The organism is Myxococcus stipitatus DSM 14675, from assembly GCF_000331735.1.
GTDB lineage: Bacteria > Myxococcota > Myxococcia > Myxococcales > Myxococcaceae > Myxococcus > Myxococcus stipitatus.
Window position 1 is genome coordinate 740,538 of the sequence record NC_020126.1, and the last position, 19,347, is coordinate 759,884.

A 19,347-nucleotide genomic window follows, 5' to 3' on the forward strand; every position below is an offset into this window, starting at 1 on the left:
CCTGCCATGAGTGTTGAGTGTCATTGATTTGCAGCGAATGAAAACAATTCCAAAGATGTGGCGCTGGCGTGGAATTCTCGCCAGGGGCCCTCTCGGGCAGGCAGATGGCCGCCTGGAAGGCACTTGGGGTGTGGATTCCCCTCGGGTCTCTTCGGCGAGGGCCGGCGGCGATGTGGGACTCCGGACGCGCTGTCACTGGACGAGTGCACGGGGGCGGGAGAGTTCTTATTGAGGGAGGCCCGTTGGAGAGTCAGCTCCCACCCGCCGCGGAGGAAGGCATGTGTGCACAGCTCAACCGGTTCGTCCTGGTGCTGGGGCTCGTCGTGGGGGCGGTGGCCCTGGGCGCGAGTCCCTCGAGCGCGAGCCCGCAGGACGCCTGTGCGGGCAACACGCGCTTCCTGATGGGGGCGGGGATGGGGGACATCACCGGGCCGGCCGCGGAGGTGGGGATGATGGGCTACGGCCAGCTCTCCCAGCAGACGGCCGGCATCCACCAGCGGCTGCGCTCACGCGCCTTCATCATCGAGTCCCCGTGCAACGGTCGCCGCGTCGTGTTCGTGAGCGCGGACCTGGGGATGGTCTTCCAGGGGGTGAAGACGCAGGTGGTGGAGAAGCTGCGCGCGCGCTTCGGGGAGGTGTACGGCGATGACAACGTGCTCATCAGCGCCACGCACACGCATTCGGGGCCGGGGGGCTTCTCGCACCACACGTTCTACAACCTGACCTCGCTGGGGTTCGTGCCGCAGAACTTCGATGCAATCGTCTCGGGCATCGTCACGTCGGTCGTCCGTGCGCACTCGCGGCTGGGGGAGGGGACGCTGCGCCTGGCGTCGGGGGAGCTCTTGGGGGCCAGCCGCAATCGCTCTCCGGCGGCGTATCGCCTGAACCCTCCGGCGGAGCGGGCCCTGTATGCTCAGGACGTGGACACGCGGATGACGCTGCTGCGCTTGACGCGGACGGATGGGCGCGACGTGGGGCTCATCAACTGGTTCGCGGTGCATGCCACGTCCATGGGCAACACCCACCACTTCATCAGCGGTGACAACAAGGGATTGGCTTCGTATTGGTTCGAGAAGGCTCACGACGCGGGCGACACGTTCGTGGCTGCCTTTGCGCAGTCCAACGAGGGGGATGTGACGCCCAATGTGTTGGGCGGGACGAATGGGGGCGGGGCGGATGACTTCGAGGACACGGAGATTTCGGCCCGGCGTCAGTTCGACTTCGCCTCGCACCTGTGGGGGCAGACGGGGGCGCCGCTGACGGGGGGCGTGGACTACCGGCACACCTTCGTGAAGATGGACGCGGTGGATGTGGCGCCCGCGTTCACGGACGGGCGGCCGCACCGCACGTGTCCCGCGGCGATCGGACTGTCGATGCTCGCGGGGGCGGAGGATGGGCCGGGGTTCGGAGTGGAGGGGGCGTCGTGCGCGGCGGTGCATGACTTGTGGAGCCAGTTCACGTGTGCGCTGACGACGACGCCGTGTCAGGGGGAGAAGCCCATCGTGTTGGAGCTGGGCGCGATGCAGCCGCATCCGTGGACGCCGAATGTGTTGCCATTCCAGGTGGTGACGGTGGGGCCGCTCGCGCTGGTGGGGGTGCCGTTCGAGATGACGACGATGGCGGGGCGTCGCTTGCGGCGGACGGTGCTGGAGCAGCTCGAGTCCGTGGGGGTGACGGAGGTCATCATCGCGGGCCTGTCGAACGACTATGCGGGGTATGTGGCGACGCGAGAGGAGTACGCGCGGCAGGACTACGAGGGGGCGTCGACGCACTTCGGGCCGTGGACGTTGGCGGCCATCCAGCAGGGCTTCGACGGACTGGCGGCGGCGATTCGGGAGGGCCAGGCGGTGTCACCGGGGCCCACGCCGCCGGACCTGCGCTTCCTCCAGGCGAGTCTGCAGCCGGGGGTGGTGTTCGACGACAAGCTGCTCTGGGTGGAGTTCGGGGAGGTGTACGCGGATGCGCAGGCGTCCTATGGGCGTGGGGATACGGTGAGGGTGACGTTCTGGGGGGCGCATCCGAAGAATGACTTGCGGCTGGAGGGGACGTATCTGCGGGTCCAGCGCAAGGGATTGATTGGGGCGTGGGTGGACGTGGCGGACGACAGTGATTGGGAGACCCGGTATTCGTGGGAGCGGGAGAACTGTGTGCCTACGTTGGGGTGCTCGCACGTCACGGTGGAGTGGCGGATTCCGGGGGATGCGGCGCCGGGGACGTATCGCATCCTGCATGAGGGGGACTGGAAGTCCGGGTGGGATGGGCGGGTGCGGCCGTATTACGGGGCGTCTCGGGCCTTCACGGTGAAGTGAGGGGAGCGGCGCGGGCGCGGGAGAGGAGCTCGCGGAGGCGGGGAGGGGCGGGGAGGAGCTGGACGCCGATGCCGGAGGTGCTGCCCCAGGTGCGAGCGTGTGCGGCGTCGACGTGGCGCACGACTTCGCCGGTGCAGGAGAAGTCCTCTCCGGCGAGGTGGAGCGTGAGCTCCAGGCGGGTGAAGAGGGGAGGGAAGGGTTCCTCGCAGCTGAGGAAGAGGCCACCCCGGTCGATGTCCACGCCGTGGGTGTGGAGGCCCTGGGGGCGATGGACGCGGAGGTTCCACGGGTTGGAGGAGAGGTGGACCTGTCCGTGGGGCTGGGTGGTGCCGTGATGGTGGGAGGAGGGGCGGTGCCTGTGGGGAGGATGAGGGCACCGCGCATCGGCGGCGTGTTCCGAGAGGCAGAGCTCGCAGTGCATGGTCACCTCGAGCGAGGTCCACTCCGCGGGGGCGGAGGGTGGATTCGTGATTCTAAGGCTTGAGGGTGCTGGTGTGACGGTGTCTCGCGGTGCGTCACTGTGATTGCGCTGGCGGAGTGATGGATAGCGCACAGAGCCTGTGGGGTGTGGGCTCGTCAGCGGTGTGACGTGTCGGGCTGGGTGGATGTGTGGCGTACTGGGGCAGACAGAGACACCCTGTTGAGGGGCTCCACGGTGGAGCCCTGCTCGTGGCCTCGCTTGCCAGCGTTTGAGGTCGCCTCGCGCTTGCATCGCCGCGGGTCATTCCACGGACGCGCAATGAATGGAGTCGTTCGCACATTCTTGTCGATGCCATGCGGTGGACGATGAGGCTCTGCGGATTCCTGGTGGGCGTCTCGGAATTCTGAGGCCGGAAGCTCCTTCCGCGCGGGCCCTGTTGGGTGTGTTGTCCTGTTGGCACTGCCAGTGCATGCGCGGGGTCGTTGCCTGTCAATGAAAGGCAGGTTTGTCTGGATTTGCTTGTGAAGAGCGTAGAGGGGCGACCTGGTATTCGCACGGAAAGCCCTGCCTGAAGCCTTGCATGGATGGGGTCCAGTTCGCCGGACTCTTGTCCTGGATATGAGATGGTCAGTGTCGGCACGGCTCCGATAGAGGGGGCCGTGCTCTGGCTTGGCAATCAGTTCGGCCACTGCAGGCTTCATCGGATTGGTTTGGGTATGGGATTGACTCTTGTCGGCCGTGCAGTGTAGTGGCTTGGACAGACATTGAAGAGGGGGACTCGATAATGTCGAGCAAGTGTGCGCTTTTGTGGCTGATGCTGCTGAGTGGCATGTCGGCACTCGCGGATGATGGGGTTTCGGGTTGGTTGGATTTGTCCGCGCGAAAGGAATTGGCTTCGCCTCTGAATGGCGGCCGATTGGAGTCACGCCGAGACAGCGACTTCGAACGGAATGATCAGACGAGGGTCTACGAGGCGGCGCGGACACAGTGGGAAGCGAGCCGAGATGTCGCTCAAGTCCAGTTCTTGGAGGCGCTGGCGAAGGTCGAGCTGATGCTGCCGCCGCAACCCGCCTGGTGGGAGCGGTTCTGGCATCTGCCTTGGCCCACTGAGGCTGAGCGAGCCGCCCTCGAGCAGTCACGCGATGCGCTGCTGAGTGCGGAGGCGCTATTGAAGACCTTCCGACTCACGCGTGAAGATGAGAAGGCGCGTCGCGAGCAAGCCCAGGCTGCGCTCACGACGCTGGTGGAGGGGCTCACGGCGGAGATGAGAGGCGGCTATGGCCGCGCCTGGCGCATGGCATGGGGGGGCAACTCGTCCGAAGCCCTTCAGGGTATCCGGGCGAAAGCCTTGCTCTGGAAGAGTGGGCTGGCTGTTGAGGATGTGAGTCAGGTGGCTCGCATCGAGAAGATCGTCGCGACCGACCTGCAGGAGGGTGTCGTAGGCCAGCCACTCCCTCAGCCTGTGACGGTGCGTGTGACGACGACGACTGGGGAGCCTGTGTTGGGGGCAACGGTCACCTTCAAGGGGCAGGCACCCTCGCAACCCCGATTCCTTCCGGTGGGGGGCAGCGCGACACCCCAGGCTCAACTGGCGGTACTCACGGACGAGAATGGACTCGCTTCGGTTCGAGTCCTCCCGGATACCTACATCCTGCGGTACTCCTTCGTGCGGCAAGCCACGCCGCACAAGTTGCGCCTCGGATACAGCATGGTGACGGCGGAGACCTCCAACGGTACGGAGCTCTTCACGTTGCCCTCGCCTTTCGGCCATGTGGGCCTGCCGGACGCTCCTGCTCAAGTTGAGCGTCTCGCCAACGTGTCGGCGATCCAGGAGCCAGGGATTCAACTCGTGTCGCCGCTGTTCGGGCGGGTCCTCGACCAGTATGGGAATGCTTGTGCGAACAAGAAGGTGGTCTGGACCCAGGCCGCGACCACCGGCCGGTTCTTCCGCTTCCAGGACGTGATGACCACGCAGGTGTTGGACCCCACCAACCCGATGCAGCTCACGAGCATCGAGGAGTGGTCGGACACGAGTGGTTGGATAGGGCCCGGGTACATTCCTGGCCCCAGCACTGGCTACTACTACGTGACGATGACGGTAGACTCCCTGAGCCGGACTGTCTGGATCAACGCCAATTCGACGCTGCGCTACACGTTCCGGACGACGAGCAACGATGACTTCAACGGGGCCTATCTGACGTCCAGCCCCAAGCTCAAAGCGGTCCAGATTCTGAGATGGCCCCAGAATGCCCCAGGCTGGGTCCCCCTGACAGGAAATGAGGCGGACCTGACCGATGTCGCGGTAGGCATCTGGACGCTGTCGGAAGCGAGCGAGGTGTTGGGCTTTGTCGAGGCGGTTCCCTCCACAATAGGTACCGAGTCTGGGGACGACGACAAGACCGTGATCTTCCGGCAGCGGTTCCTGGTGCAGAACGCGTGGCAGGAAGTGTATTTGCAGGCCATTGCCTTCGAGCGCAGAGCCAATGGTCAACTGGTGAAGGTCTGCTGTGCGCGGGATTTGTATAGCTGGAACTCCTCTACGACTCCAACGCTGGATCTCCAGCGGCAGCTTACCGGGGGCGGGAGTCTTCCTCCTAGGGGAATGGCGCTGACGTCTGACGTCGCGATGGCGTTCTGGGCGAACAACGGGACCTCGGATCAAATCTATGCCCGTGTGAAGGCCCAGCCCCAAGTCCCGGGAGATGCAGTCCTGGACCTTTCGTCACACCCGCGCGATGCCGACAACGACATCATCCTTCCTGAGAGCGCGAACGCCCACCGCATCCTGCCTCTGCTAGCGGGAACGGAAGGGGGGCGAGTGCGTTTCGAGTTGTACGCGAAGGATTATTCAACGTCTCCCCCCACCAAGGTGCTCCAGGCGGCGGAGGACGTCGAGATTCTGCACCCCAGTGAGGACATCGTGCTGTCAGGGCTCCCGCTCGGAGCTCAGTGGATGCTTCCCGCGTGGGACTTCGTCTCTTCACTCAAGCCGGAGCCCGGGCAGCCTCCGCCGGATGATGCACAGTCGCCTGTGGCCTACCCCGCGCGTCTGGGGGTGAAGGTCTTCACTCCCGGGCGCCTGGTGGTCAGTCGGGGGGGCACGGAGCTGGCCTCGGCCACGGTCCGGACGGGGCCGACGGGCATCACGGAAGTGGTTCCCCTCAGTGGTGCTGTTCTCCTGGGGCTGGATGGTTTCGCGACGGTGGACGTCCCTCCCGGACAGGTCGGCACCGAAGACATCCGGGTCGCCCTGGTACCGGAGAATCCAGTCCAGGAGACCTTGCACGAAGATGTGCCGCTCACGACGCGCGTGGGGAGCGTGGGCAAGCTTCCGGTCGCGCACACCTTCGTCAAGGGTGTCAGCGTGGTGGACGGGCACCTGGTGAAGCAGGCGGCGGATGTCGAGCTCCCAAGTCGAGGGCTCGGGCTCGCCTGGACGCGCACGTACGCCTCGGGAATCAGTGGGGAGGGACTGCTGGGGGCTGGCTGGACGCATGGCTACGAGGGGGCTGTGTTGCCCGCAGGCGGAGGATTCCGCTACGTGGTCACAGGGGGCGAAGGCAGCGGCCACACCTTCCAATGCACGGAGGAGGGCGTCGGGTGCGTACCCCAGCGCGGCTTCCACGGGACGCTGCGGGTCGAGGGGGCTGGAGCCGGCCGCGAGTTCATCTTCCGCGCGAAGAGCGGCGTGGAGTACCGGCATGGACGCCTGGACACCGCGGTGTATCCGGCCAGGTATCGGCTCACGTCCATTGTCGCTCCAGCGGGGCACAAGGTCTCGCTTCGCTATGGGGATGCCTCGTTGGATGGGGCACTCACGCGAGTCCACGATGGGGCGAGCGGGCGGTTGCTCCAGCTGAGCTATCAACGTGAGTCGGGTCGACTGCGGCTCCATCGCGTGGAGCTGAACCACGCCACGAGTGTGGACGCAACGACCCTGACCCCGTTGGGCGTCTGCATCCAGTATGGCTATGACAGCCAACGGCGGCTGTCCTCCGTGGCCCGCTACGATGGGGCCTGTGGGAGCGGTGCTCCCGTCAGGACCGAGGCGTATTCCTACGAGAACGGTGCCTCGGAGCTGGGACGGACTCGGATGTCCCAGCACATCGGGCCCGATGGCCAGGTGATTCGCTACACCTACCACAGTGCCTTGGAGACGATTCCGGGTGAAGACGCCTACCTGCTCCTGGTGGACAAGGATGCACGGGTGAAGAGCGTGGTGGAGACGCTTTCGCTCCAGCCGTTGCAGGAAGCGACCACCACGTTCGCATACAGCATCGCGCCCGAGTCGCGCACGGTGCTTGGACAGTCATTCACGACGTTCGCTACCGAAGTGAAGGGGCCTCGGCCCGAGGTTCCGGCGACTCGCTATCGCATGCTCCCCACGGGCGCGGTGGCGGAGCTGGAGCGGCCGTTGTCCGCGGGTGTGGTGGCGCGCACGGCCGCGCTCTGGGATGCGGTCCATCGCACGCGCGTGACGGAGGAGGACGCTCGAGGGCGCATCACGCGGTTCAGCCATGACGCGAAGGGCAATCTGGTGGCTCGCCGCATTTCAGGCGGCGCGCTGCCGGCCGTGGGCGCGGTGGCCGCCACGGTGGCTGTCACGGATGCGCAAGGGCAGTCCGTGGCGGAGGTGGTGGAGAAGTGGGGATACGACGCGGGTTTCAACACGCAGACCTGCCACGTCGATGCGGAGGGATATGCCACCGTTTCCCGGGTCGACTCCACGGGAGATGCGCCCGAATCCCTTCTGCCCTTCGGTACGGGGCGCGTATTGGAGACGCGTCACTATGCGAACCGGGTGCCGCGCCAGGTCCTGACGTCGACGGGGACGTGCGAGCAGGCCGTGGCGTCCCTGGCGACGTCGTCCCAGGACGTCGTGCTCCAGTGGAAGTACTGCGGGGTGGAGAGCACCACGCCGTGTCCGCAGGGGGCGCTGACGGGTGACTGGGTGGAGACGGTGGGGGCGGATGGCCATGTGGAGACGGCGACGGGCTACGACATCTATGGCCAGCTCCTGTCGAAGACGCTCCAGGTTCAGGGGGCCACCACGGTGGCTTCGCAGTACACGTACGACGCGCGAGGCCGGCTGTTGACCGAGCAGGATGGTCTGGGGCGCCACCGGGTCCAGGAGTGGGATGCGCTGGACCGGGTGAAGAAGGAGGTGCGCAACACGTCCCAGGGCCTCGGAGTCACTCGTACGCTCGAGTACTACGCGGGCGGCCATCTCAAGAGAGAGATTGTGGGTGGGGATTTCGTCCGCGAGCACACGCTGGATGCGGCGGGTCGACGGGTGCGCACGGTGGAGTCCGGAGGGCGCCTCACGGGGGCGTTGGAGACTCGTTTCACCTATGACGAGGTGGGGAACCAGACGTCCGTTCTGGACCGCCGTGGCGTGCGCATGTCGACTGCCTATGACTTCGCCGACAGGCCCGTGGAAGTCATTGCGTCGGTGGGAGATGGGCCGCGCTTCACCTCACAGGGAGGAAGCACGGACGAGGTGGGTCGTGTCCGGACGGTGTCGCGTGTTGGCTATGACGCCGTCGGCAACAAGGTGTGGGAGTCTGACCTGTCGGGGTTCGACCGGACCTATCGCATGGACTCCCTCTACCGTGTCGTGGAGGAGCAAGGCCCTGAGGTTCCTGGCGCCACCGATGGTTCCTCGTCACTGCGCTATGCACAGGCGTTTGCGTATGACTTGAGGGGCCTGCGGGTTCGCCAGGTGGATGGCAACGGCCATCCCAGCACGATGGAGCACGACCTGTTGGGCCGTGCCGTCGTCCTGACGGATGCGAATGGTGGGGTGGAGCGCCGCCGCCATGACGGCCGTGGCAACGTGACGGAGACGCGCTGGGAGGTGGGGGGCGTCCAGCATCGGATGAAGTCGGCGACGTATGACGGACTGGGTCGCGTGTTCTCGACCACGGAGACGGTGGCCAAGGAGTCCGGACAGCACGTCTATACGACGCAGACCGTGCACGACGACGTGGCCCACGTCGAGTGGACACGGGATGCGCGCGGCTTCCTGAGGGCACGGCACTTCGATGGTCTGGGTCGTGTCTTCAAGGCGGTGGTGGACGCGGCATCCGGGCCGTTGGCCCGCCAGCCAGATGTCGCGGGAGCAGGGCCCGCGCTCGGGCTGACGAGCACGGTCGAGTTCGACAAGTACGGACAGGTGGCGGCCAATGTGGATGCGCTGGGACGTCGCACGGAGACCGTGCACGACGCCTTGGGGCGTCCGCAGAAGGTGAGTCGGCTCATGGGTGTGGCCGAGAGCCAGGTCCACGATGGTGAGGGGCGCGTCATCCAATCCGTGGATGGGCGAGGCGTGGAGCGGCGCTTCACGTTTGATGCTCTGGGCAGGCCTCGTGACGAGGTCCTGGTGGAGAACATCTCCCAGTCAGGGCAGCTGCTCACGGTCAGCCAGCGCGTGTACGTGGATTCGCCGGATGCGGAGGGGTTGGTTCGCGAGGAGCTGCGGGACGCGCGGGAGAATCTCTCCGGGGTCTTCCGGGACGGGCTCCGACGAGAGGTCCGTCGGGTGGATGCGCAGGGGAATGCCTCGGAGATTCGGTTCGACGCGCTCCACAAGCGGCAGGAGAAGAACCCGAAGGGGCACGTCACCCGGTTCTCCCAGGATGCGGTGGGGCGTCCGCTGAGTCAGACGGAGCACCTGTCGTCAGGGGGGGCGGCTGTCTACACCCAGAGCTGGACCTATGACGACGCAAGCCGTTCGCAGACGTATGTGGACCGGCGGGGCGTGCCCACCGTGGACTCTTCGGATGGTCTGGGGCGCAAGGTGCGCTCCGTGCGGGGGCAGGGCCTGGAGGTGGCCGAGCAGTCCTGGGTCCATGACGCCGCGGGGCAAGCGGTCCGCACGGTCGATGCGAATGGTCATGCGACGGGGCGGTTGTTTGATGGCGCCGGACGAATGCTCGAGGAGACGCTGGGTGAGGGGACCGTGGATGCGGCCACCACCACGTTCCAGTACGACGCCGGGGGGCAACTGGCGCAACAGAAGGGCCCACGAGCGACGGGGGCCTCATTCGATACCCGGTTCTCCTACGACGACCTGGGGCGGAGGGTTCGCGAGGAGGATGCTCTCGGACAGGTGACCGTCCGGGCTTTTGATGCCTCGGGTAACAAGGTCTGCGAGAAGCGACCCTTGGGGCAGCCGACGTTGGGGCACGGTGGCGCGACGGGGCTGACGCTGGCGCAGATGGAGTCCCAGGCGTGCACTGGCACGTCTGTGACGAAGTACGCGTACGACGAGTTGGGGAAGCTGCTGACCGTCACGGATGCGGCCGGTGGTCTGTATTCCTACGTCTATGACGCCACGCGGAACCTGGTGGCGAAGCAGGACGCGAATGGGAATCTCACGACGTACGAGTATGACGCGCGGAACCTGCGCACCGCCGAGCATCCGCATCTGGATGGCCATGCACGGCTGACACCCACACAGCGAGCCAGCGTGCCGTTGTTCGAGACCGGCGCGACGCCCTCGGGTGTGATCGGTACGCTGACGTCGCGGTTCACCTATGACGAGAACGGGAACCTGGCGACGCGGTTGGACCCCAAGGGGCAGCTGACAACCCTGGTGCATGGTCTCTTGGATCGCCTCGGCTCGCGCAGCTACTCGCAGCATGCGCTTCCGCGAGTGTTCCCCTCGGTGGACTCCGAGAGCATCACCTACGATGGGAATGGGAATGTCTCTCGTGAGACTCAGCACAAGTCCACGGCGAGTGGGCCCCAGAGCGAGGTGACGTCCTATACCCATGACGCGCTCGACCGGGTCAAGACGCGGCTGCGCGAGCACGACGGGAAGAAGCTCACCTACGCCTACGATGCGATGGGGCATCGCACGAGCGTTGAGGACGCCGACGGCGTCACGACGACCTATTCCTATGATGCGCTGGGGCGACTGACCCACGCGACGCTGCCGGCGGGGATGGTGCGGTACTCGTATTGGCCGGACTCCCTGCCGAAGGGCGTGGTGTGGCCCAACGGGGTTTCGGAGGGGCGTTGCTACGACGATGCCGGACGACTGTCTCAGTTGGTGGTCGCTCACGGGGCTGTGTCCTCCACGTGTCAGCCGAGCGGTGTGGCCGTCAGCCGATATGCGTATGCCTATGACTCGAATGGGAACCGGCTGTCGCAGGTGGAGGCGCGTACCGCTCCACAGACACAGGTGCTTGGCGCGGACGAGTTGACGACGTACGGCCATGACGTCCTGGACCGTCTTACGGGAGTCGCTTCTCCGGATGGGGTGACGTCGCTCTACGGGCTGGATGCCGTGGGCAATCGCATTGGGGAGCGCCAGGTGCCGAGCTCGATGGCGGGGGGCATTGGCCTGGGGCCAGACGCCTACCAGGGGGCCTCCCAGCTCCAGCTCACCCGGGATGTGACGGCGGCGTTCAATCGAGTGGACTGGCTGCGGGAGATCGTCGACGCGAAGGACGCTTCTCGGAATGCCACGCTCGACTATGACCTTGCCGGCAACCTCGTCCAGCGGACGATGCAGAGTGGCACCCGGGCCTTGTCCTGGGACATCCGGCAGACGTTGACCGCGGTGTTCGACAATGGGCTGGAGGTGGGGCGGTACGACTACGATATCGGCCTCCAGCGCACGCAGCGGAAGACGTCCTCGGAGAACGTCGTCTACATCCTGGATGAGGACTTCGTGTTGCAGGAGGCGGACGGAGCCCAGGCCAGCCATCCGGCGCGACGTCGCTATCACTACGGAGCCGGGCCGTTGGCGGTCACGGAAATCTCCGCGCAGCCCTCGTCGAGCTTCCTGACGTCGGACGCGTTGGGGAGTGTGGCGGATGCCATGTCCACCAGCGTGGGTGGGGGCGTCACGGCTGTGCGTCAATACGACGCGTGGGGCAACCACAGAGCGGGCTCAGCGCCCACGGCGGGTGCGTTCAAGCTGGGGTTCACGGGGCATCAGTATGACGTGGAGACGGGCCTGACGTACGCGCGGGCCCGGTACTACGACAGCGAGCTGGGGCGGTTCATCAGTCGCGACACCTACGCGGGCGAACAGGCTGACGCGCCGAGCTTGCATCGGTACTCCTATGGCCGGGGAAATCCGCTGATCTACCGCGATGAAGACGGACATTCGGCGACGCTGGTCGGTGGTGCACTCGGCTTTGCGTGGGGGGTGGGCCAGGCCATCGGAGGTGCAGTCAATGATTGCTTGTTGTGGAGTGGCTGCAAGGGCATTGGCGAGTACGGTTCCATTGTTACCCAAAACACGATAGCCGGTGCCGAATTGGGCCTGTCGGTCGATGCAACGGTTATCAGTGGAGGGACAGGCCTGGCGGTGTCGGGCGCTCTGGGGGGGGCTGGGGTCAATGCACTGACGTTCTCCGGGCGGGCTCAAGAGTGGTCTTCGTTCGGGGAAGGTCAAGTCAAGGGCGCGGCATATGGAGCAGCCGGTGGAGTGGTGCTTGGCAAGGCTGCTCCGTACCTGGGTACGGCTGGAAAATGGGCCGTTGGGAAGGTTCCAGGTGGCGCAGCGGCGCTGTCAAAGGCGTATGAGATGGGCGGGCAGGTGCTCGGCGCGGTCGCGAGCCGACTGCCCAAAGGCGACATGGGCTCGCTAGGCGCTGCGGGCAATCCATTCAAGCTCTTTGCTCAGCGGGGTGAGGCAGTCGCGGTCGAGACCGCCAGTGGTGGGATGGCTCTTGCTCCCGATGGGCTTCCAGGGGGCGGCGGTACAGCAGTGGGGGACGCGACAGTAGCCAGTTCGTCGCTGCCTTCCAGTGGCGCTGGAACAGCGGCGGTGCCACAGCATCTCTTCCGTGGCACCTCAGAAGGCTATCCTGGAAACCCGGCGCTTCAACGGATTGGAATCACACCGGTATCAACGGACCCTGTGGTTGCAGCAATTTTCGCGACCGAAAGCTCCAACTACGGCAAAGGAGTTTTGCAAATTGCCTCTCCTGAGGATCTTGTGGGTGTTGAACTTTCTGCAGGGAATGTTCTTGCAGACCTTGAGCGGGAAATAGCGGTGGGATTGGCTCCATTGGATTTCGCCAAGAGGGCAAGTACGACAGTCACCGCCGCCGAGGCGCGCGCGATTCTTCGAAAGCTGGGGGTAGGGGTTCCAGGCCGAATTCCAGATAAGGGTGCTTTGAGTGACGCGCTCAGGAATGCGCCCAGCCTCTCTCAGGAGCAGATTGAAGGCTTCATCATGGAGGCTGTAACCAAGGTGAAGACGCCATGAGCAGCAGGACCATCGAATTTGGTGTAGCGGGGGTTTCCCATGTCGAAGGGCGAACGCTTATCAGGGGACGAATTCATTCTGGCCCCCTTCGAGTGGGAGACAGGTTCGTGGTTTCGTTCCGCTTGGTTCCAATGAAGGAGCCAGGTGGTTATGGACCTTCTCTGCGAACTGGCGACCATGCCGTGTCGCTCCGTGTGGAGTCCATTCATGCCTATCGCCGCGCCTTCGATGAGCTTGAGGCGGGGATGACAGCGGAACTGGAGATGTCGGGCGAGGATGTGCGCAACCTCAATGATGGGGATGTTCTCGCAGCAACCGTTTCCGACGAAGGCTGAAGAAGCGGGTTGGCAGCTCGCTGTGCCTCTCTTGGTTTTCGAGGGGCACAGCACCCAGCTCGGAAACGTCGGAACGCTGACTTGGTTCCAGGCGGATGTGCGGGGAATCGAGGTGGGTCATCCTCGATGGAGAAGGGGCGAGGTTCGGCAAAGAACTCGATTTCTTCTGACAGCGTTGCGTGAGGGAGAACGATGTCGAAGATCGTCGTGGTTCCACGCAAAGGGAGCGACATCGCACGTCTCGCCAGGGCAGTTCGACAGGTCTTGCCAATGAGCCTGGCTGAAATCCAGGGACGCGACGAATCCTCTCCTCTGGCGGAGTTCACGCTCTTCGGCAACGACCATGAGGAGGCTGTTCGGTGCCTCAATCAGTTGCTAGGCGCACTCGCCCAACAAGGGATCCAATCTCAGATGTACGAGCTACGCCCTGGCGAGAAGCTGGAGGACGTCACGAATCGCGATGAGCTTGAGGTCTCCGAGGAACAGGTAGAGAGCATCCTCCTCTCCCACGAGCGGGAGCTTGCACGGCAACATGCGTGGGGCGGACGCGGCGAAAGGAGCTGATGCCATGGTCTTTGGGTCCAGGTGTCAGGTTGCCTCATCTTCGAGAAAGGGGCTGCTCCGGCAGTCCTCTTGCGGCGTGTTGACCGAAACTCGAGTGCTCAGGCGGACTGAGTGGTTGCCGCAGGGATGCAGCGACCACGGATGGGGTGATGAATGGAGTTGGATGCGGTGAGACGGAGCCTTGTCGAGAACGGACTCTATGTGCGCCCGACTCCGTTCTCCATGGAAGGGGCCTTGTTTGTCAGTAGAAGAGATCTTCGCTTCGAGGCGGAGGATGGGCTCCATGGTTGGAGGGAGTCATTCCTGCTGCGTCGTGAACAACATCGCTGGGTTGTCAGCAGGGCTCTCCATGGAAAGGCTTATGTGGATGAAATTGTGTTCTCGAGCCTGGACGAGGTGGTTCGATATGCACATCAATTCTTCAACGCGAGTCTATTGTCCATGGGGGCGAATGATGCCACGGCGGATGTGGAACTCGGTGAAGAGGTCTCAGAGTCGTTCTGGGATATCATCCACCGTGCGAATGGCCAAGCAGAGGAGTTGAAGCGGATTCTCTGGGAGATGAGCGAGGCGGAGGTCGCTCAATTCCACGAAGAGTTCGTTCGGACAGCCTCCGTGCTCAGAGGAGAGCCGTTTGACAGGATGCTGGGCCCAGATGTTTCTGAGGATGGGTTGATGGACATCGCGTACTGGTCGGTTGTGCAAGGTCGCGAGTTCTACGAGAGCATTCTCAAGCGACCCGAGACGATTCCGCGATGGGTCAGTGTCGGAGACCCCGCCCTCATGCACCACGTGACCAGTCGGGTCTTCAAGGAGAAGTTCGGCAAGGAACTCGATTTCTTCTGAACTCAATCCGACCATCCTGAGCCTCCTTCAGGCCCAGGTTCCACATCCCGCCATCTCCGAGAGCGCCGCCGCTCCATCCACCACCCTACAGCGGCGTATTGACCGTGACGCCCTCGCGGCCCGTGCTCCAGTCGCGCAGGTACTTGTTGAGCGCCCCGAAGAACTGGATCGACACCAGGTCCGCCACACCGAACAGCTCGCGCAGCAGCGGCTCCACGTGGTGGTTGTGTGTCTCAGCCGCGTCGGCGTCGACGTACTCCTCGATGATCGAGTAGTGCCCGGGCTTCTGCGTGGTGCACCACTGGTAGCGCAGCGTCCCCGGCTCGGTCGCCGCCTCCGCGGCCAGGGCCTTCGCTACCCGCAGGAACGTCGCTTCCCCATCCGCCCGGGCCTTGAACTCCACCAACACCAGCAGACTCATCCGATTCTCCTAGGCACGCCATGCCTCGAGGGTCGGAAGTTCTCGTAACACCCAGCTTGCGGGATGTCGCTCGATTTACACCCCGCCCGCCTCAGCGCTTCGCCTTGCCCTTCTCCTTCATCGGGAACGGCGCCGCGTCGATGCGCACGCCGATGTACGAAGGAAAGCGCGGCACCCCGTCATTCGACAGCTCCTGATACCGGAACGTGATGATGGTCCCCACCGGCGGCGGCGCTCCTCGCTCCGCATCCGAGAACCCCGTCCCCACGCTGAAGCCCTTCCCGTTGCGCAGCTCCACCTCCAACGCCCCCAACCGCCCCTTGTGCCGCCCCGCTCCCGCCACGTGCCCCACCACGATGGCCTCGTCGTCCTTGAAGCTCTTCACCTTCAACAACGTGTGCGAGCGCCCCACCTCGTAGCGAGACCCCGGCTTGCGCAACATCAGCCCCTCGCCCCCCAAACCCTCCACCCGCTCCAACTCCGCGCGCAGATGCACCGTCCCCTGGCACCGCTCGTGCGGATGCCACTGCGCATACGCTGGCTTCGCCGCCCCCAACCACTCACGACACCGCTCCAGCCGCTGCTCGAAGTCCGCGTCCACCCCCGGCGCGTCGAACACGAGGAACATCAACTCCTTCCAGTCCTGACTCTTGTCCTGCCGACGCACCACGCTCACCGTGCGCTGGAAGCGCTTGCGCCCGCCAAACAACTCCCCATCCAACGGGAAGTCCGGCAGCCCCGCCGTGAACCACTCCGGCGCCAGGTACTCGTTGCCCAGCCGCGACCAGAAGCGCTTGCCATCCCAGTACGCCCGCACCCCGTCCAGCTTCTCGCTCATCCACCAGTCCGTGAGGTCCACGTCGTTCTCCCACGACTGCGCGAGCAGCAGCGGCGGGGCCTTCTCGGCGGACTCCTCGGCGTCACCCTCCGCGCTCTTCGCACGCGTCGCCCGGGCCGGCGGCGCATCGCCACCCACCCGCGCATCCTCCGCGGCGTCACCCCGGAGCTTGCGCAGGTGCTTGCACGTGCGCCGCTCGATGGCGATGGACTGGTTGCGCCACGCGGGACACGAGCAGGAATAGACACCCCCCGTGTTCTTCAGGATGTAGGGCTTGGAGCCCGAGCCCTGCATCTGCGCCTGCTCACCGTCCGCGATGTCCGCCAAGGATGTCTCCTCCACACCGCGCTTGCTCGCGGCGACGAAGAGAATCGTACCCCTGGGGTCCGACGTTCCCAAAGCCCCGAAGGGACCCGGGCCAGCGCCTGCTCAGAGCCGCGAGCGCTTCTCGAGCCAGTCGTGGATCTCCTGGAGCACCGTGGGAGAAGGGTCGTCGAGGCTGGCCATGCGCTGCGCCTCGGAGGCCAGTCGCAGCGCCCGCTTGCGGTCCTTGCCCGACTCCCAGAGGGCTCGCGCGAGCAGGAATCGCGCTGTCGCCCGCTGACCTGTCCTGGGCTGGGCCTTCTCCCAACCCGCGACGGCTCGCTCCATCACCGGGATGGCCTCGTCGGGTCGCTCGAGCGTGAGGTACAGCCGGCCCAGGTTTATCAGGATGCCCGTCCACGCCGAGGCGCTGTCGTCCGGCAGGGTGCTCAGGAGGTCGACGGCCCGCTGACCGTAGGGGAGGGCCTCCGCGTGGCGGCCCTCCTTGCCGAGGGTGATGGAAATCACCCTCAACGAGATGGGCAGTCCCGGGTAGCGCGGGCCGTGGATCTTCTCCTGGATGGTCATGGCGCGCAGGAAGTGTTCCCGCGCGGGGCCGAACTGCTTCTGGATGTAGTAGCTCGAGGCGATGTTGTCGTGGAGGACGGACACCCCATAGCTCTCGGCGCCATCTGTCTTCACGGCGATGTCCATCGCGCGCTGGAACAGAGGGAGGGCTTCCTCGTGCCGGCTCTGCAACGCGAGGTTCGTGGCCAGGTCGTTGAGGCCGTCGTAGACGCGCGGATGCTCGGGGCCCAGCGCTTGCTCCACGATGTGGAGGGCCTCGCGGCAGATGCCCTCCGCCAGCTTCAGCAGCTCCTCCTGGGTATAGCGCGTGTCCGTGTAGGGGTTGGCCATGGAGGCGTTGTGGAGCACGGGCACGATGGCCGCCCGCATCTGAGCGGCGTCGGGGTGCTGGGGGCCCAGCAGGTCCTGGGCGACGGTGGCGGCACGCTCCAGTGTGGCGCGGGCCTTGGCCAGCTGGGCCGCCTGGAATTGCGTGGAGCCGAGCTCGAGGAGCACCTCGGCGACCGCCATGCTGTTGGCGCCGAAGGTGCTCTCCGCCAGCACCAGCGCCTGCTCCTGCTTCTCCTCCGCGCGCGCGTAGTCACGCTGCATGCGAAGCAGGGTTCCGGTGTAGGTCAGGAGCTGGACTCGAGCCAGGGGATGGCCATCGCCCAGCCGCTCCAGCGCGGCGGTGGCGCGGTCCTTCCACAGGGCGGCCTTGTCGTATTCATCCAGGCTGATGCACGACACGCGGACGAGGAGCGTCCAGGCGCGGGTGGCGAGCGCGTCCTGGCGGGTGGCCTCCGCGGCGTCCAGGGTCTCGAAGAGGGCGGCCTCCGCGTCGCGCCAGCGGCCCGCGCCCTCGAGCAGCTCGCTCAGCAGCAGGAAGATCTCCGCGCCCTCGTGGCGGTTGCGAGCCTCCCGGGCGGCTTTCGCCACCGGCTCCACGAGCGTGACGCCCTCCGCGTACCGTCCCGTGGCGAGGAGGCCTCGGCCCTTGGTGAGCGCGTCCTGCCATTCTGCGTTCTTGGGGACCGCGGGCGCGGGGCCCGCCGTGGCGCAGTCCGCGAGCGAGGGCAGGATTTGCGCCGCGCGGTGGGCCGAGTCCACGGTTCTTCCATCGGCTTGAGACAGCAGGCGCGTGAGCGCGGCGAGGTCCGCGAGCCGGTTGTCGAGGCAGCGCATCTTCTGGTCGACCTGCTCGGAAGGCTGCGCGCGGGGCGCGAGTGAGGCCTCGCAGGTGAGCGTGCGCGCGGTCACCCACTCCCGGGTGTAGGCGTCGAGGTCCTGGCGCACGCGCTCCCAGGCGGACTGCGCATAGGGCCTCTTGGAGGCGACGAAGGCGGCTTGGATGGAGGACTGCTGCGCCGGCCCCCAGACGTGGGCCAGCTCCTCGCCCGCCCGCGTGCAGTCTCGGGAGTGGAGCGCGTGCGTCAGCCCCACGGCCGCGGCCACGAGCGCCAGGGCCCCCGTGAGCTGGAGCCCGCGTCGCCACGGGCGAGCAGGGCCCTTCTGGAGCGCGGAGACCAGGGCCGTCACGGAGGGGTAGCGCTCCGCCGGTGCGGGGGAGAGCCCGCGCAGGACGATGGCCCGAAGCCACGTGGGCACCTGGGGGCTGACGGGCAGCGGCGAGCGGGTGCCGTGGAGCGCCTCGTGCAGCGCCATGCAGAAGGAGTACTGGTCGCTCTGGGGGCTCGGGTGGGACGCGCCGCTGAGGAGCTCCGGCGCCATGTACGCGGGGGTTCCGCCATGGAGGGAGGACGTCCTGGCGCCCAGGGCGAAGCCCCCGCCTGGAGCGAGCGGAGGCGAGTCTTCCCCGGGCGCGGAGGCGAGCCGCGCGAGGCCGAAGTCGGTGACGTGGGCGCGCCCCGCCGAGTCCACCAGCACGTTGGCGGGCTTGAAGTCGCCATGCACCACGCCCGCGTCATGGGCGGCCGCGAGGCCTCGGCCCGCGTCGAGGAAGACGCCCAGCACCTGCCGCCACGTGCGAGGCGTGGCCTTCAGCCAGTCCTCCAATGTCTGGCTTTCCACCTGGGCCATCGCCAGGAAGACGCGCTCCTGGAAGGTGCCCACGTCGTAGACGGCCACGACGTTGGGGTGGGAGACGCGCGCCATGGCCTGGGCTTCGCGGAGCAGCCGCGCGCGAGCCTTCTCCGGGGCCCAGTTCAAGGCCCGCGCACGGAGGAACTTCAGGGCGACGCGGCGGTTCAGCTCCGTGTCGTACGCGCCATGGACCACCCCCATGGCCCCCGCTCCCAGCTTCTCCAGGAGGAGGTAGCGGCCGACGGCGGTGCCCTTCTCCAGCACGAGGTCCTCGGGAGGCGTGGAGTGCTCCGAGCCGGGCGTGGGGGGCGCCTCGGCGAGGCGTGCCTGACAGTCGAGGCAGGTGCCGAGGTGGGCGTTCACGTCAGCGAGGCGCTCGGCCGGGAGCTCACCCCACCGCAGCTTCATGAGGTCGCCGTCACTGATGCAGCGCATGGGATTCCTCCAGAACCGTGCCCGCGCAAACCGT

At 65.9% G+C, this 19,347-nt stretch carries 9 protein-coding genes; 5 read left to right on the plus strand and 4 right to left on the minus strand.

Annotated features, from left to right (window positions below):
• The first annotated feature begins 278 nt into the window (after positions 1-278).
• The gene (locus tag MYSTI_RS03040) at positions 279-2,309 is read left to right on the plus strand and encodes a neutral/alkaline ceramidase (protein ID WP_015346224.1); all 2,031 of its coding nucleotides are present in this window, start codon (positions 279-281) and stop codon (positions 2,307-2,309) included.
• On the opposite strand, the gene MYSTI_RS45610 is transcribed toward MYSTI_RS03040, so the two are convergent.
• The gene (locus MYSTI_RS45610) at positions 2,296-3,021 is read right to left on the minus strand and encodes a PilZ domain-containing protein (protein ID WP_084668077.1); all 726 of its coding nucleotides are present in this window, start codon (positions 3,019-3,021) and stop codon (positions 2,296-2,298) included. The two genes, MYSTI_RS03040 and MYSTI_RS45610, sit on opposite strands and share 14 nt — an antisense overlap.
• 877 nt (positions 3,022-3,898) lie before the next feature.
• Here MYSTI_RS45610 and MYSTI_RS03050 point away from each other — a divergent pair.
• The 4 genes from MYSTI_RS03050 to MYSTI_RS03060 all read left to right on the plus strand — a co-directional run bounded on the left by MYSTI_RS03050 (position 3,899) and on the right by MYSTI_RS03060 (position 14,706).
• Complete coding sequence (locus tag MYSTI_RS03050) at positions 3,899-12,961, plus strand: RHS repeat domain-containing protein (protein ID WP_169558602.1); 9,063 nt, start codon at positions 3,899-3,901, stop codon at positions 12,959-12,961.
• Positions 12,958-13,296 (plus strand): hypothetical protein, encoded by a 339-nt coding sequence (locus MYSTI_RS42825; protein ID WP_144369971.1) that lies wholly within the window; start codon positions 12,958-12,960, stop codon positions 13,294-13,296. Before MYSTI_RS03050 ends, MYSTI_RS42825 begins: the two co-directional genes overlap by 4 nt.
• A gap of 192 nt (positions 13,297-13,488) precedes the next feature.
• Positions 13,489-13,860 carry a hypothetical protein gene (locus MYSTI_RS03055; RefSeq protein WP_015346227.1) on the plus strand — a complete coding sequence of 124 codons (372 nt, stop codon included), beginning with the start codon at positions 13,489-13,491 and terminating at the stop codon, positions 13,858-13,860.
• A 153-nt stretch (positions 13,861-14,013) separates the two neighbouring features.
• Positions 14,014-14,706 carry a DUF4240 domain-containing protein gene (locus MYSTI_RS03060; protein ID WP_015346228.1) on the plus strand — a complete coding sequence of 231 codons (693 nt, stop codon included), beginning with the start codon at positions 14,014-14,016 and terminating at the stop codon, positions 14,704-14,706.
• Between the two features lie 85 nt (positions 14,707-14,791).
• Here the strand turns inward: MYSTI_RS03060 and MYSTI_RS03065 are convergent, their stop codons facing one another.
• The 3 genes from MYSTI_RS03065 to MYSTI_RS03075 all read right to left on the minus strand — a co-directional run bounded on the left by MYSTI_RS03065 (position 14,792) and on the right by MYSTI_RS03075 (position 19,313).
• Positions 14,792-15,127 carry a putative quinol monooxygenase gene (locus MYSTI_RS03065; RefSeq protein WP_015346229.1) on the minus strand — a complete coding sequence of 112 codons (336 nt, stop codon included), beginning with the start codon at positions 15,125-15,127 and terminating at the stop codon, positions 14,792-14,794.
• Between the two features lie 91 nt (positions 15,128-15,218).
• Positions 15,219-16,292, minus strand: coding sequence for a DNA ligase (locus MYSTI_RS03070; RefSeq protein WP_015346230.1), 1,074 nt, complete (start codon positions 16,290-16,292; stop codon positions 15,219-15,221).
• A gap of 102 nt (positions 16,293-16,394) precedes the next feature.
• Positions 16,395-19,313 carry a serine/threonine-protein kinase gene (locus tag MYSTI_RS03075; protein WP_015346231.1) on the minus strand — a complete coding sequence of 973 codons (2,919 nt, stop codon included), beginning with the start codon at positions 19,311-19,313 and terminating at the stop codon, positions 16,395-16,397.
• Positions 19,314-19,347: the final 34 nt, after the last annotated feature.